Annotated in this window: 12 protein-coding genes and 4 tRNA genes (1 of these 16 cut by a window edge); 3 read left to right on the top strand and 13 right to left on the bottom strand. The window is 44.9% G+C overall.

The genetic code is table 11. The annotated features are described in order from the left end of the window. Positions 1–1253 carry the 5' portion of a sodium-extruding oxaloacetate decarboxylase subunit alpha gene (gene oadA / locus AC0VYI_RS04860; RefSeq protein ID WP_475447686.1) on the bottom strand. The gene continues 553 nt to the left of window position 1, outside the view, so 1253 of the gene's 1806 nt are visible here — the first part of the coding sequence; the start codon lies at positions 1251–1253; its stop codon lies beyond the left edge, outside the window. A 38-nt stretch (positions 1254–1291) separates the two neighbouring features. Next, positions 1292–1606 carry an OadG family protein gene (locus tag AC0VYI_RS04855; protein ID WP_475447684.1) on the bottom strand — a complete coding sequence of 105 codons (315 nt, stop codon included), beginning with the start codon at positions 1604–1606 and terminating at the stop codon, positions 1292–1294. Between the two features lie 175 nt (positions 1607–1781). Between AC0VYI_RS04855 and AC0VYI_RS04850 the strand changes: the two genes are divergently transcribed. After that, a complete protein-coding gene (locus tag AC0VYI_RS04850; RefSeq protein ID WP_475449790.1) occupies positions 1782–2729 on the top strand; it encodes a tRNA dihydrouridine synthase in 948 nt (315 codons plus the stop codon). A gap of 146 nt (positions 2730–2875) precedes the next feature. On the opposite strand, the gene AC0VYI_RS04845 is transcribed toward AC0VYI_RS04850, so the two are convergent. From AC0VYI_RS04845 to AC0VYI_RS04805, 9 genes are all read right to left on the bottom strand, one after another. Continuing rightward, positions 2876–2952 (bottom strand) — tRNA-Arg (locus AC0VYI_RS04845). A gap of 81 nt (positions 2953–3033) precedes the next feature. Continuing rightward, positions 3034–3110: transfer RNA gene (locus tag AC0VYI_RS04840), tRNA-Arg, on the bottom strand. A gap of 81 nt (positions 3111–3191) precedes the next feature. Continuing rightward, positions 3192–3268: transfer RNA gene (locus AC0VYI_RS04835), tRNA-Arg, on the bottom strand. Between the two features lie 71 nt (positions 3269–3339). Beyond that, positions 3340–3429, bottom strand: a tRNA-Ser gene (locus AC0VYI_RS04830). 62 nt (positions 3430–3491) lie between these two features. Then, on the bottom strand, positions 3492–3680 hold the full coding sequence (gene csrA / locus AC0VYI_RS04825) for a carbon storage regulator CsrA (protein WP_199477905.1): 189 nt from the start codon (positions 3678–3680) through the stop codon (positions 3492–3494). A gap of 173 nt (positions 3681–3853) precedes the next feature. After that, the gene (locus AC0VYI_RS04820) at positions 3854–5095 is read right to left on the bottom strand and encodes an aspartate kinase (RefSeq protein WP_199477906.1); all 1242 of its coding nucleotides are present in this window, start codon (positions 5093–5095) and stop codon (positions 3854–3856) included. A 46-nt stretch (positions 5096–5141) separates the two neighbouring features. Continuing rightward, complete coding sequence (gene alaS, locus AC0VYI_RS04815) at positions 5142–7760, bottom strand: alanine--tRNA ligase (protein WP_475447682.1); 2619 nt, start codon at positions 7758–7760, stop codon at positions 5142–5144. Positions 7761–7984: 224 nt separating this feature from the next. Further along, the gene (gene alr, locus AC0VYI_RS04810) at positions 7985–9082 is read right to left on the bottom strand and encodes an alanine racemase (protein WP_475447680.1); all 1098 of its coding nucleotides are present in this window, start codon (positions 9080–9082) and stop codon (positions 7985–7987) included. 12 nt (positions 9083–9094) lie between these two features. Beyond that, positions 9095–10348 carry a D-amino acid dehydrogenase gene (locus AC0VYI_RS04805; protein WP_475447678.1) on the bottom strand — a complete coding sequence of 418 codons (1254 nt, stop codon included), beginning with the start codon at positions 10346–10348 and terminating at the stop codon, positions 9095–9097. 266 nt (positions 10349–10614) lie between these two features. On the opposite strand from AC0VYI_RS04805, the gene recX reads away from it, so the two are divergent. Further along, a complete protein-coding gene (recX, locus tag AC0VYI_RS04800) occupies positions 10615–11061 on the top strand; it encodes a recombination regulator RecX (protein WP_475447676.1) in 447 nt (148 codons plus the stop codon). 135 nt (positions 11062–11196) lie between these two features. Next, on the top strand, positions 11197–11940 hold the full coding sequence (locus AC0VYI_RS04795; RefSeq protein ID WP_199477910.1) for an SDR family NAD(P)-dependent oxidoreductase: 744 nt from the start codon (positions 11197–11199) through the stop codon (positions 11938–11940). 155 nt (positions 11941–12095) lie between these two features. On the opposite strand, the gene recA is transcribed toward AC0VYI_RS04795, so the two are convergent. Then, the gene (recA, locus tag AC0VYI_RS04790; RefSeq protein ID WP_199477911.1) at positions 12096–13190 is read right to left on the bottom strand and encodes a recombinase RecA; all 1095 of its coding nucleotides are present in this window, start codon (positions 13188–13190) and stop codon (positions 12096–12098) included. Positions 13191–13277: 87 nt separating this feature from the next. Next, positions 13278–13778 carry a CinA family protein gene (locus tag AC0VYI_RS04785; RefSeq protein ID WP_475447673.1) on the bottom strand — a complete coding sequence of 167 codons (501 nt, stop codon included), beginning with the start codon at positions 13776–13778 and terminating at the stop codon, positions 13278–13280. Positions 13779–13835 lie beyond the last annotated feature (57 nt).

Here is a 13835-nt window from a genome sequence, read left to right as displayed (position 1 = left end):
AACTCTTCTGTTAATTTATCTATTTCAGGAGAAAGCAGATCGGCAGGACGACAGGTAATCGGCTCCGCACCATTTAACACTTTTTCTTGCAAAGCTTTATTAAACGGAGCAGGAGCAGCGCCATACTCCCCCTTTAATACCCCTGCAGTTTCTTTAGAGATGGATTTATAACGCTCACCGGTTAGCACATTCAACACTGCTTGAGTGCCGACTATTTGGGATGTTGGCGTTACCAATGGAATGAAACCTAAGTCTTCACGCACTCTAGGGATTTCAGCCAACACATCGTCAAATTTATCGGATGCACCCTGCTCTTTGAGCTGACTCTCCATATTGGTGAGCATACCACCTGGTACTTGTGCTATCAGAATACGAGAGTCAGTGCCTCGTAATGATCCTTCAAACGCCGCATATTTTTTACGAACGCCTCTAAAATAGGTCGCGATTTCCTCTAAACGCGCCAGATCTAACCCTGTGTCACGCTCGGTTCCTTGCAATGCAGCGACAACCGCTTCAGTTGAAGTGTGACCGTATGTCATTGACATGGAAGAAATAGCTGTATCAACACGATCTATACCCGCCTCGATGGCCTTTAGAATGGTCATATCTGATAAGCCAGAGGTTGCATGAGCATGAAGCTGTACTTCTAAATCCGTTTGCTCTTTCAACAAGCTCACTAATTCAAAAGCATCGTAGGGCGTCAAAATACCAGACATATCTTTGATTGCGATGGAATCCGCCCCCATGTCTTCCAAGGTTTTCGCATAATCCACCCAATTTTGAGTGGAGTGCACTGGGCTTTTGGTGTATGAAATAGTACCTTGTGCATGCTTGTTCTGCTGTTTAACCGCTTTAATGGTAGTTGCTAGGTTACGAGGGTCATTCATCGCATCAAAAATACGAAAAACATCCACCCCATTGGTCGCAGCACGCTCAACAAACTTTGTAACCACATCATCAGCATAATGTCGATAACCTAATAGATTCTGACCTCGCAGCAGCATTTGCTGTGGCGTTTTTGGCATGGCCTTTTTTAACTCGCGGATTCGGTCCCAAGGGTCCTCACCAAGATAACGAATACATGCATCAAATGTTGCCCCACCCCAAGATTCTAGCGACCAAAAACCAACTTGATCTAACGCCTCAGCAATGGGCAGCATATCGTCAATGCGCATACGCGTAGCAAATAGGGATTGATGGGCATCACGCAGAACAACATCGGTAATCCCGAGGGGGTGTTTTACTGCTGTCATATTTCAGCCTCTGACAATAATCATTAATAAAAGGTGAGTTATTTGTTTCTATGTTGATGAATGGCGGCGGTAATCGCTGCCACCACTTTTGAATCCATGGTCGAATGAGAACCAGCAACCTGCTTGGAGTCGGCTTGTTTAATAGCTGGCGACTCGATCTTTTCTGGTAATTCGGGAAAAAAGCGATGAATAACCGTTGACATAAAGCCTGTTGCATAAATCAATACAACTAGAAATAGGAAGACAAATCCCATTCCCAACACCATTAATCCCAAGCCATCCTCAAGTAATCCATTCATAGCATCAGAACCCTTAACATAAGTGTCTTGTGTGTCTTCATTGATTGTGATCATATGCACCTTTCTCGGGCTGCTTTTGATCAAATTGGTTACTTTTAACACAACTCAGAACAGTTTTATATTTTTTAAACACAACAGTTTGACATATTTTGTGAACAATATTAAAAAATCGTCCTTATTTTTTGAAATAAAAAGACAAACTCAAGACATAATACTTGCCGTTGCCCCAATGGAAGGTGTCATGGATCATACAATGCGTCATTTGTTGTCAAAAATTGGCGGCATGGATTATTTAGTGTCTGAGTTTGTACGCGTCACTCAATACCCCATTCCTACTTCTTCATTTAAGCGGCTGATACCTGAAAACGCGAATAATTCACAAACTTTTTTCCACCACCCTGTCCATACCCAGCTTTTAGGAAGCCATGCCGAATTAATGGCAGAAAGCGCCCTTAATGCGGTGAATGCTGGCGCATCGCATATTGATGTGAATTTTGGTTGCCCTGCGAAACGGGTCAATGGTCATGGTGGTGGGTCCGTATTACTGCAAGATCCGTCTATGCTTTATGACATTATGAATGCCATCCGCCTAGCCCTCCCGGAGCAGACACCTTTATCCGCAAAAATTCGTTTGGGATTTAATGATGAAGCATTACTCTTCGATAACGTTGCCGCCATTGAGGCTGCTGGAGTAGGAACTCTAACCATTCATGGGCGCACCAAAAAAGATGGCTACAAACCACCTGCACGCTGGGAAAAAATTGGCAAGATACAAGATAAAACGAACATGATCGTGGTCGCGAACGGTGACATTATCGATACAGAATCCCTACTACGCTGCCAATCTATCACTGGCTGCCATCACTTTATGATTGGCCGAGGAGCACTTAATAACCCCTTCACCTTTCAGATAATACGAGATCAGATTAATGGCAAGGCATCCCAAACCAATCTCAGCTCTCTCGCCACAATATTTCGTGATTATTCTAAAGCACTACAACAGCATTATGACAATGTAGCAACTTTGGGTCGATTAAAACAATGGTGCGGTCATCTCCGCTTTGGCTTTACGGATATAAGAGATAATTTGCAGCCACTTCGACGCTGTCAAACAATAGACGAGCTAATACAGACCTTTAATAGCATCGCACAAGAGAAAGCATCACCTCTCGCTTAAGCTGAATACCATTCTTTAAGTAAATACGTGCAGTGCAACAATAAGTAGCTAAGAAAATAATGACAAGGATGTCATAAGAATGAATAGGTTTGATTAAAAACAGAACGGGAAAGAGAACTAGAAGAGAAATAAGATACCCTCAGTAATGGTGCATCCGAGAGGATTCGAACCTCTGACCGCTCGGTTCGTAGCCGAGTACTCTATCCAGCTGAGCTACGGATGCACAACAATAACTGATTGCCTTACGACACTGTTATCTTTAAAAATAATATGAGAGGGTAGTCTCTAAAAGAGATATTTGGAATGGTGCATCCGAGAGGATTCGAACCTCTGACCGCTCGGTTCGTAGCCGAGTACTCTATCCAGCTGAGCTACGGATGCACAACAATAATCCAATGATCTTTCGATCACTTAATATCTTTTACAAAAAGAGAGGATAGTCTCTAAAAGATACATTTGAAATGGTGCATCCGAGAGGATTCGAACCTCTGACCGCTCGGTTCGTAGCCGAGTACTCTATCCAGCTGAGCTACGGATGCAAAATCTTCAAACTTTTCAATCACACTTTAGGTAACCAAGGATTGACCTAATCCTAAATAGTGAACTTGAATGGCGGAGAGTGAGGGATTCGAACCCTCGATGAGTGTTAACCCATACACCCTTAGCAGGGGCGCGCCTTCAGCCACTCGGCCAACTCTCCGTAACAAGTGGTGCGCATTATATACGACACACCTGTCTTGTAAACCCTTTTTTAAAAAAAAATTACTCTTCAGTTTTTTCGTCATTCTGCTCTTTTTGGATGCGAAGATAAATCTCTTCACGGTGAACAGATACATCCTTTGGCGCATTAATACCAATACGCACCTGATTACCTTTAACACCTAATACGGTTACAGATACTTCGTCACCAACCATCAACGCTTCACCAACACGACGAGTAAGAATAAGCATAACATTTCTCCCTAGAATTCCTTTATTCAATAATCGCGAATTGCCCTACAGTTATTGTAGGGCAATTCCTACAAAGAGAATTGTAACGCTAAGAGAAATAATTAGCCAACTCATTTTTGTGGTTATATTGTGACCAAGATGTCACTTTTTTGTGTCCATTGTGTGAGAAGGTGTTACTCCTCACTCACACCAGCAGCACTGTCACTCAATTTAAAGGCCGAATGCAAAGCTCGTACAGCCAACTCCATGTACTTCTCATCAATGATGACAGAAACCTTGATCTCAGATGTTGAAATGAGCTGAATATTAATAGACTCTTTAGCAAGGGCTCTAAACATGCTGCTGGCAACCCCTGCATGAGAACGCATACCGACGCCCACAATAGATACCTTGGCGATTTTCGCATCAGACATCACCATGCGAGCCCCTAGTTCACCTTCGATTCCCTTGAGGATAGACAAAGCTTTATCGTGATCATTACGATCTACCGTAAAGGTAAAATCCGTTGTGCCATCAGCAGAGACGTTTTGAACAATCATATCCACTTCAATGTTTGCATCACTGATAGGACCGAGAATACGTGCTGCAATACCTGGTGTATCTGGCACCCCTTTGAGGGTTAGTTTGGCCTCATTACGATTAAACGCAATGCCTGAAACAGCTGGCTGTTCCATGTTTTCATTCTCCTCTGTCGTAATCAACGTACCTTCACCTTCTACAAAACTTGATAGAACCCTTAACGGGACTTGGTATTTACCTGCGAACTCAACAGCGCGGATTTGCAACACCTTTGAGCCCAAGCTCGCCATTTCCAACATTTCTTCAAATGTGATTTTATCCATACGACGGGCACTGTCTACAACACGAGGATCGGTTGTGTAAACACCATCGACGTCGGTATAAATTTGGCACTCATCCGCCTTCAGAGCCGCCGCTAACGCAACACCAGTGGTGTCAGAACCGCCACGCCCAAGCGTTGTAATATTGCCTAGTTCATCAGCCCCTTGAAAACCCGCCACCACAATGACACGTCCAGCCTCTAAATCAGCTCTCATTGCGTCGGTATCAATTTTTTGAATACGCGCTTTGCCATGGGCGCTGTCAGTTGTAATACGCACCTGAGCGCCAGTATATGATCGAGCGTCCAAACCACGCTTCAATAGTGCCATCGATAACAACGCAATGGTTACCTGCTCACCAGTGGACAACAAGACATCCATTTCACGAGTATCGGGGGCCGATTGAATATTTTTTGCTAATTCAATCAATCGATTAGTTTCGCCACTCATGGCGGAAACCACAACCACGATATCATCCCCCTGTCGCTTGTGCTTAAGCACTCGGTCTGCAACGGCTTCGATACGTTCAACCGTACCCACCGACGTACCGCCGTATTTTTGAACTAACAACGCCATAGCTTTCTTCTACTCACAAAAAATGCTCAAAGATGAGCGAATCGATTTAAACGCGTTCAGCAACCCAATCGGGTACCGCCGCCAATGCTTCTACCAACCCAGCTGGGTTGTTACCGCCAGCTTGTGCCATATCGGGACGACCACCGCCTTTACCATCCACAAAAGGCGCGACCATTTTAATCAAATCCCCAGCTTTTATTTGTTTGGTTAGTTCTTTCGTCACACCTGCGATCAAACTGACCTTGCCATCATTCACCGCTGCCAATAATACAACCGCTGATTCAAGTTTACTTTTTAGCTCATCTAGTAAATCACGTAACGCTTTAGGGTCACTTACTTCCACTTGAGCCACCAGCAACTTACCACCATTAATATCAACGGCCTGAGAAGCCAAATCCGCTCCAGCCAACGCCGCCATTTTCCCTTTCAGCACATCCAACTCTTTTTGTAAGGCGCGCGCATGATCATTTAGTGCCACGACTTTATCCAGCGCAGAGTCTTTATTGCCTTTTACCAAGCTGGCAATGCTATTAAGGGCAGCTTCCGTTTGGCGTGTAGCATCAATCGCAGCCTTACCCGTTACCGCTTCAATACGACGAACTCCTGCCGCAATACCGTTTTCAAAAAGAATCTTGAACAAACCGATATCACCAGTACGTTTAACATGCGTACCACCACAAAGTTCAATGGAATAATCCGCCCCCATTGTCAATACACGTACTTGGCTATCGTATTTTTCACCAAACAACGCCATGGCACCTTTCGCTTTCGCCGCTTCGATATCCATGATCTCTGTTTCAACAGGTCGGTTCAAACGAATTTGTTCATTCACCATGTCTTCAATTTGCTCAATCTCTGCAGCTGTCACGCCTTCAAAATGAGAGAAGTCAAAACGTAAACGCTCAGAATCAACCAAAGAGCCTTTTTGCATGACATGGTCGCCTAGCACGCGTCTTAATGCTTCGTGCATTAAGTGCGTAGCTGAGTGATTCAATGTGGTTGCCATACGCAGAGACCGATCTACCTGGCCAGTAACCTCATCCCCTACAGCCAGACGACCTTCTTTTAGTTCACCATGGTGCAAATGGGCCTTGCCTTGTTTTGTCGTGTTAGTGACTTTAAAGGCACCCGCACCACGCAACCAACCTTGATCGCCTACCTGACCGCCGGATTCGCCATAGAAAGGTGTCGATTTCAATACCACTACGGCCGATTGACCTGCTTCGATTGCTTCGACAGCGTTACCATCAACAAGAATCATCTCAACTTCACACACCCCTTCTAGGTAATCGTATCCAGTAAAGTTGGTCACTGACTCAAGGCGCACACCACCCGACATATCCATCGCAAAGTTGCTGGCTGATCGCGCGCGCGTACGTTGGGCTTCCATGGCTTCATCAAAACCCGCCACATCCATCTCAAGGCCGCTTTCTCGGGCAACATCTTGAGTTAAGTCGTATGGAAAGCCAAAGGTGTCATACAGTTTGAAGATAATGTCGCCAGGAATCACCGTTTGATCACCTAGGTTGGCAATCGCTTCTTCAAGAATTTTCATCCCTTGATCCAGGGTTTTTGCAAACTGCTCTTCTTCTTTCAATAAAATAGACGCGACACGATCTTTCAACTTGCGAAGCTCTGGATAAGCCTCACCCATTTCAATGTCTAATGCATCAACCAAGGTATAGAAGAATGCGCCTTTTTGCCCCAGCTTATTACCATGGCGAACGGCACGACGAATGATACGACGCAAAACATAGCCTCGACCTTCGTTAGAAGGCACCACACCATCAACGATCATGAACGAACAAGAACGAATATGGTCAGCAATCACGCGCAGCGACTGAGAGGATAAATCGCTCGTTCCCACCGCTTTAGCAGACGCGGCGATTAAGTTTTGGAACAAATCGATTTCGTAGTTACTGTGGACACCTTGAAGAATCGCCGCGATACGCTCCAACCCCATCCCCGTATCAACAGAAGGTTTTGGCAACGGTGCCATTACCCCGTCTGCAGAGCGATTAAATTGCATGAAAACCACGTTCCAGATTTCGATGAAACGGTCACCGTCTTCTTCTAGAGAGCCTGGAGGCCCACCCCAAATATGCTCACCGTGATCATAGAAAACTTCTGTACAAGGTCCACAAGGTCCAGTGTCACCCATCGCCCAGAAATTATCGGACTGATAACGGCCGCCTTTATTGTCGCCAATACGAATGATTTTCTCGGCTGGTAAACCGATATTTTTATGCCAAATATCGAAAGCTTCATCGTCCTCTGCATAAACAGTGACCAGCAACTTGTCTTTTGGCAGCTTCAAAACCTCTGTCAGAAACTCCCATGCATAGGCAATGGCTTCTTTTTTGAAATAATCACCAAAACTAAAGTTACCAAGCATTTCGAAGAAGGTATGGTGACGAGCTGTATAGCCTACGTTCTCCAAGTCATTGTGCTTGCCACCCGCACGAACACAGCGTTGTGAGGTTGTCGCTCGCTTATAAGGACGAATATCGTCCCCAAGAAAGACGTCTTTAAATTGAACCATACCGGCATTAGTAAACAGCAAAGTAGGGTCGTTTCCAGGAACCAAAGAGCTGGATTCAACAATCTGATGCTGCTTACTTTCGAAGAAGGATAAAAATGACTGGCGTAACTCAGAACTCTTCATAATTGGATGAGTCTCTATCTCTTAATTAGTTTGGCGAATTGAACTGCGCGAATGGCTTATAAAGATGCCAATTCTGTGCAATGAAAAGCACAAAATAGTACACGCAAAGGACAGGTATTTTCAAAAGAAACCGAGGGGATTTTAAGCTTATTTTGCACAAAACTTAAGCAAAAGTACGATTTCTCTTAGGAAACCGACTTTTGCCTATTATTTTTCGAGGAATATTAGGTATCTTCCTCACCAAAACGGTAGCGATAATGAGGCCTTGACGTCATACGTGTGACTAATTCATAGCCGATGGTACCTGCATAACGGGCAACGTCTTCCACAGGAACCTCGCCTCCCCAGAGAACGACCTCATCCCCCATTTGCGGCACACCATCTCCCTCGACACGCACGGTAATCATGTCCATAGACACCCGACCAGCCAAACAAGCCGAGCGACCATCGACCTGTAAAGGGGTGCCATTTTCAGCATGGCGTGGATAACCATCACCATAACCAGCGGCGACAGTAGCCAAAACATGATCTTCCGGCGCAACATATCCTAACCCATAACCAACACGATCCCCTTTTTGTAAAGATCTGGTTGAAATGACTTTGGAAGATAAGGTCATGGCAGGGCGCAACCCAATCGAGCGACCACTAACCTCAGCAAACGGCGAAATACCGTACAGCATTATTCCAGGACGGATCCATCCCCCTTCAGGCACTTGCCACTTCATTATGGCCGCCGAGTTGGCAACACTGGCCTCTATCGGCTCCCCTAGACTCTGACGAGTTTGCTCAAAGTAGGTCAGCTGATCCAGAGTGGCGGAGTCGGCCAAATCGTCGGCACAAGCAAAGTGTGTCATCAATACGACTTCGCCCACTTGACCACTGTCTTTTAATGCCGCCACAAAAGACGGGGCCGTGTCTTTGTTCACCCCAAGGCGATGCATGCCTGAGTCCAGTTTTAAGAACACTTTTTCTATACTGGCTTTGCTATGAGTCAATGCTTCTAGTTGCTGAGTATTTTCTAGAGCAGACCAAAAACCATGCTTTTCACAGAGATGCCATTCATCCCCTTCAAATACCCCTTCTAACAACAATATAGGCGATTTGACCCCTACTTGTCGTAATGCCATCGCTTCTTCAATGGCCGCGACGGCAAAGGCATCCACCTCATCATCTAAGTATCGAGACACTTCAATTGCGCCATGCCCATAGGCATTGCTTTTTACCACAGCAAACGCCTTACAAGTCGGCTGTAACTTTTTCGCATAACGATAATTATAGAGAATGGCCTCTAAATCAATCGTTGCGGTGAGCGGCCTGGCCATGTTTACCCCTTATTACTGATAACGTTGAACAGAAAGGTCTTGAGAGTCGATCTCAGTTCGATCACCCGACATAATGTCAGCAATAACGGCAGCGGAACCACAACTCATCGTCCAACCAAGGGTACCGTGACCTGTGTTCAAATACAGTCCATCGACGCCACTGCGCCCAACCACTGGCGTACCATCTGGTGTCATTGGACGAAGCCCCGTCCAATAATCTGCTTGCGATAAGTCGCAACCTTGATTAAACAAATCTTTTACGACATGCGTAATGGTTTCGGTACGCACTTTTGGCAAATCTAAATTATACCCATTAAGCTCTGCGGTCCCAGCGGCGCGAATACGCCCCCCTAAGCGCGTCACTGCCACTTTATAGGTTTCATCCATCACTGTTGATGTTGGTGCAAACTGAGCATCAGTAATGGGCACCGTTAAGGAATAGCCTTTTACTGGATACACAGGAATGGAAATATTAATCGCTTGCAGCAGTTCTTTAGAGAAACTTCCCATGCAAACCAAGACATTATCTACTTCAAGATCACCTTGACTGGTTTTAACCGCGCGAATTTTACCACCTTCTACTACCAAACGCTCAATGCCTGTATTGAATTTAAAGGTTACCCCCAATTCATCACAATGTTTTTTCAATTCCTGACAAAAAATAAAGCAGTCACCTGTTTCATCACCAACAAGACGTAATCCGCCTTTAAATTTATCAATGACCGGTGCCAATCCTGGCTCTACTTCTAAGATTTGCGTCGGTGTTAATACTTGATGCGGTACATTCAGTGCTTTAAGTACTTTGATGTCTTTTGCAGACGCTTCAACTTGCTCATCCTTACGGAATAGTTGAGTCAAACCACCTTGGCCATCATCGTACTGAATACCGATTTCTTTACGCATCGCAATAAACTGGTCTCGGCTGTATTCCGCCAACGCCACCATACGAGACTTGTTCACGTCGTAAGCTTTTTCAGTACAATTGGCAAGCATCTTACCCATCCAGACGACTTTTTTTAGTTCTGGTTCAGCACTGACTTTTAATGGCGCATGTTTTTGCATCAACCATTTAATCGCTTTGAGCGGAATACCTGGTGCTGCCCACGGCGCAGAGTAACCAGGCGAGATTTGCCCAGCGTTGGCAAAGCTGGTTTCTAAGGCAACCCCTTCCTGACGATCAACCACCGTCACTTCAAAGCCTTTTTTCGCCAAATAATACGCCGACGTTAAACCAACAACACCCGCACCTAATACACAAACACGCATAGACACCACCTAGAAATACATAAAGTTATTTTGCCCATTCTCACACAGAAAAAGCAGTTTTATCATCTTATTTTTTAATAAAATATAGTTATTTATTCCTTAAAAAACCATATTTAAAGTTTATTCCATATGAAAATTATCGTATTGCTTTTGAGCTTCATCTAACCCGTTTTTAAAACGGCCTTTAAGGTGACTTCAACCAATGTTCCATATTTCTATCAACCTAAAAATGCTATGATGAAGAAAGTCCGTAGTAGAGATGCCTTATGATGAAACCTAGCCTATCCACCATGGATCATGCCTTAACGATTTTGGCAAGTCGCGACCATTCCACCAAAGAAATGGCTCACAAATTGAAAGTTAAAGGCCATGAGGGCGAGCAGGTCGCGCAAACTATCGCTTCGCTTTTAGAAATGAATTACCTAAATGATCAGCGCTTTGCAGAATCCTATGTGAGAAGCCGAATCAATAAGCCATTAGGACCACAGCGCATCAGACAAGAATTAAAACAAAAAGGCATCACCGATGAGGTGATCGAACGAACCTTCGAAGAAAGTGATGCGGACTGGTTTGCATTAGCCAAAGAACTTAAAGTTAGAAAGTTTGGCTCTGAAGGCACACGAGATTTTAAAGAGAAGGCCAAACAAACCCGTTATTTACAGTATCGTGGGTTTGAATTTGACCAGATTAAGTATGCCTTAGAGCCCGACTAACGCAGGCAAAAGAGCGGTTCAGGAAACGCCATATTGGCTTAATAACCAGCCGCTCAAAACACAATCAAAAAGCATTGACTGAAAATATTTTGATCCCCTATGATGAATTCCTACTAAGGTTCTAATGAGCATAAGATGAAAGAAATCAAAACATTGTTGCTAACCGGAGCGAGTCGCGGCATAGGCCATGCGACAGTCAAACACTTTAATGCCGCAGGATGGCGTGTTATCACAGCCTCTCGCCAAGAATGGAGCAATGATGGGGAATGCCCTTGGTCTGAAGGCGAAGACAATCATATCGATCTGGATTTATCGGATATAAACGGCATTGAACAGGCCATCACGGCCATTAGAGCCAAACTGCCAAATGGAAAACTTCATGCATTAGTCAATAATGCGGCGATTTCACCAAAAGGACCAGATGGTAGTCGTATTGGTGTATTGGATACCGATTACGCCACTTGGCTCAATGTTTTTAATGTGAACCTTTTCTCCACCGCCTTACTCGCTAAAGGACTATTTGAAGAACTTCGCCAATCTCAAGGCTGCATTCTCAATGTAACGTCTATTGTTGGCACGCGAGTTCATCCATTTGCTGGCGCCGCATACGCCTGCTCTAAAGCAGCACTATCGGCACTGACTAGAGAACTTGCTGCAGAGTTTGGACCGCATGGTATTCGAGTCAATTCCATTGCACCAGGGGAAATCGCCACCTCGATACTGTCTCCGGGCACGGATGTATTAGTCGAGAACGAAGTTCCCATGAAACGCCTTGGTAAACCAGAAGAGGTTGCCTCTTTGATCTACTTCCTTTGTTCTAATGGTGCCTCCTACATTAATGGTACAGAAGTACAGGTTAATGGCGGTCAACACGTTTAGACGCCTACTAAGTACTAAACCTTATTCTTCTCAAAGCCCCATTCTTCACAAAGCACCTAAGCATCAGATCTTTAAAACGAAAAAAGCAGACCTAAGGTCTGCTTTTTTCGAAAACATCTATTTGCCCGAAAGTATCGGGTCACTGCACAGCTAAATCAAAAAGCCAACTCGTCAGTTGCTTGATCTTCAGGTTTATCTGACTTATCAGCTTTTTCAGCAGCCTTGGCCGCCTTTGCTGCTTCAATTTTTTCTTTACTTGGTAATAGATCTTCACGCACTTTCGCTTCGATCTCTTGGGCAATTTCAGGATTATCTGCTAAGAACTGCGCGGCATTCGCCTTACCCTGTCCAATTTTGTTGCCATTGTAGGCGTACCAAGCACCAGACTTATCAACAATGTTCTGTTTGACGCCTAGATCAATAATCTCGCCCATACGGTAAATTCCTGCACCGTAGTGAATTTGGAATTCTGCTTGTTTAAACGGAGGCGCCACTTTATTTTTCACGACTTTTACACGGGTTTCGTTACCAATAACTTCATCCCCCTGCTTAACCGAACCTATGCGACGAATATCCAAACGTACAGAAGAGTAGAATTTCAACGCGTTACCGCCGGTTGTGGTTTCAGGTGAACCGAACATCACACCGATTTTCATACGAATTTGGTTAATAAAAATCACCAAACAGTTGGCGTGCTTAATAGAACCAGTGAGTTTACGCATTGCTTGAGACAACAAACGCGCTTGCACACCAACAGAAGAATCGCCCATTTCTCCTTCGATTTCAGACTTAGGTACCAACGCGGCAACCGAGTCAACAATGATGACATCTACACTGTTTGAACGAACCAACATGTCTACAATTTCCAGAGCCTGTTCACCAGTATCCGGTTGCGATACCAACAGTTCTGCAATATCGACGCCCAATTTCTCAGCGTATTGAGGATCAAGTGCGTGCTCCGCGTCCACGAAAGCACAGGTTTTACCTTGCTTTTGCGCTTCTGCGATGACACTTAGCGTCAGAGTTGTTTTACCTGAAGATTCAGGTCCATATATTTCACAAATACGACCATACGGTAAACCACCCGCGCCCAATGCAATGTCTAGACCCAAAGAGCCTGTTGAAACCGTATCAATGTCCAGTTTCGCACCTTCACCCATTTTCATGATGGCGCCTTTACCAAACTGGCGTTCAATTTGCGACAGTGCTGCGTCGAGTGCTTTTTTCTTGTTGTCTACCGTAGATGACATAGTAAAACCCTTGTGAATGTTTTCGTTGGGAGTAACTTTATCGTGTTTTATCACCAATCTCAAGAAATACTGTATATAAAAACAGTATTATTTTTCAACTGCAGTCAGCTGCTCAATAAGCCCATCAAATGCGGCTAATACCGTGGCTTCACGAATGGCTTCTCGGTCTCCAGCAAATTGAAAGCGCTGCACTTGTGGCGATTTCCCTTTCACCTGCCAACCAATATAGACACATCCCACCGGTTTGTCTTGGGTCCCTCCGCTAGGACCTGCGACCCCACTGACGGCAATGGCAACATCCCCACCTAGGCGTAACGCACCAGAGCACATTTGCTCAACGGTCTGCTCAGAAACCGCGCCATGGCTTTTAAGTGTATCGGGGGAGACGCCCAAACCACGTTCTTTGGCTTCGTTTGCATAACTGATCACCCCACCAAAAAACCAAGCAGAGCTGCCAGATAAGTCGGTACATACTGCACCAATTAAGCCTCCCGTACACGACTCAGCCGTGACTAACTGCCATTTTTTCTTCAGTAATAACTGAGAAACACTCTCAGCGGCCAGCGTCATTTCCTGTTTAAAACTCATTGCCTTCTCACCTTAAATACTGCTGAAATTTCCCGTAGAATAGCGCTCTAATTTATG

It is taken from the genome of Marinomonas sp. 63XJN7_9_ISO-PGPR-S23-217 (assembly GCF_056173515.1).
This window is presented reverse-complemented; position numbering and strand designations above follow the sequence as displayed.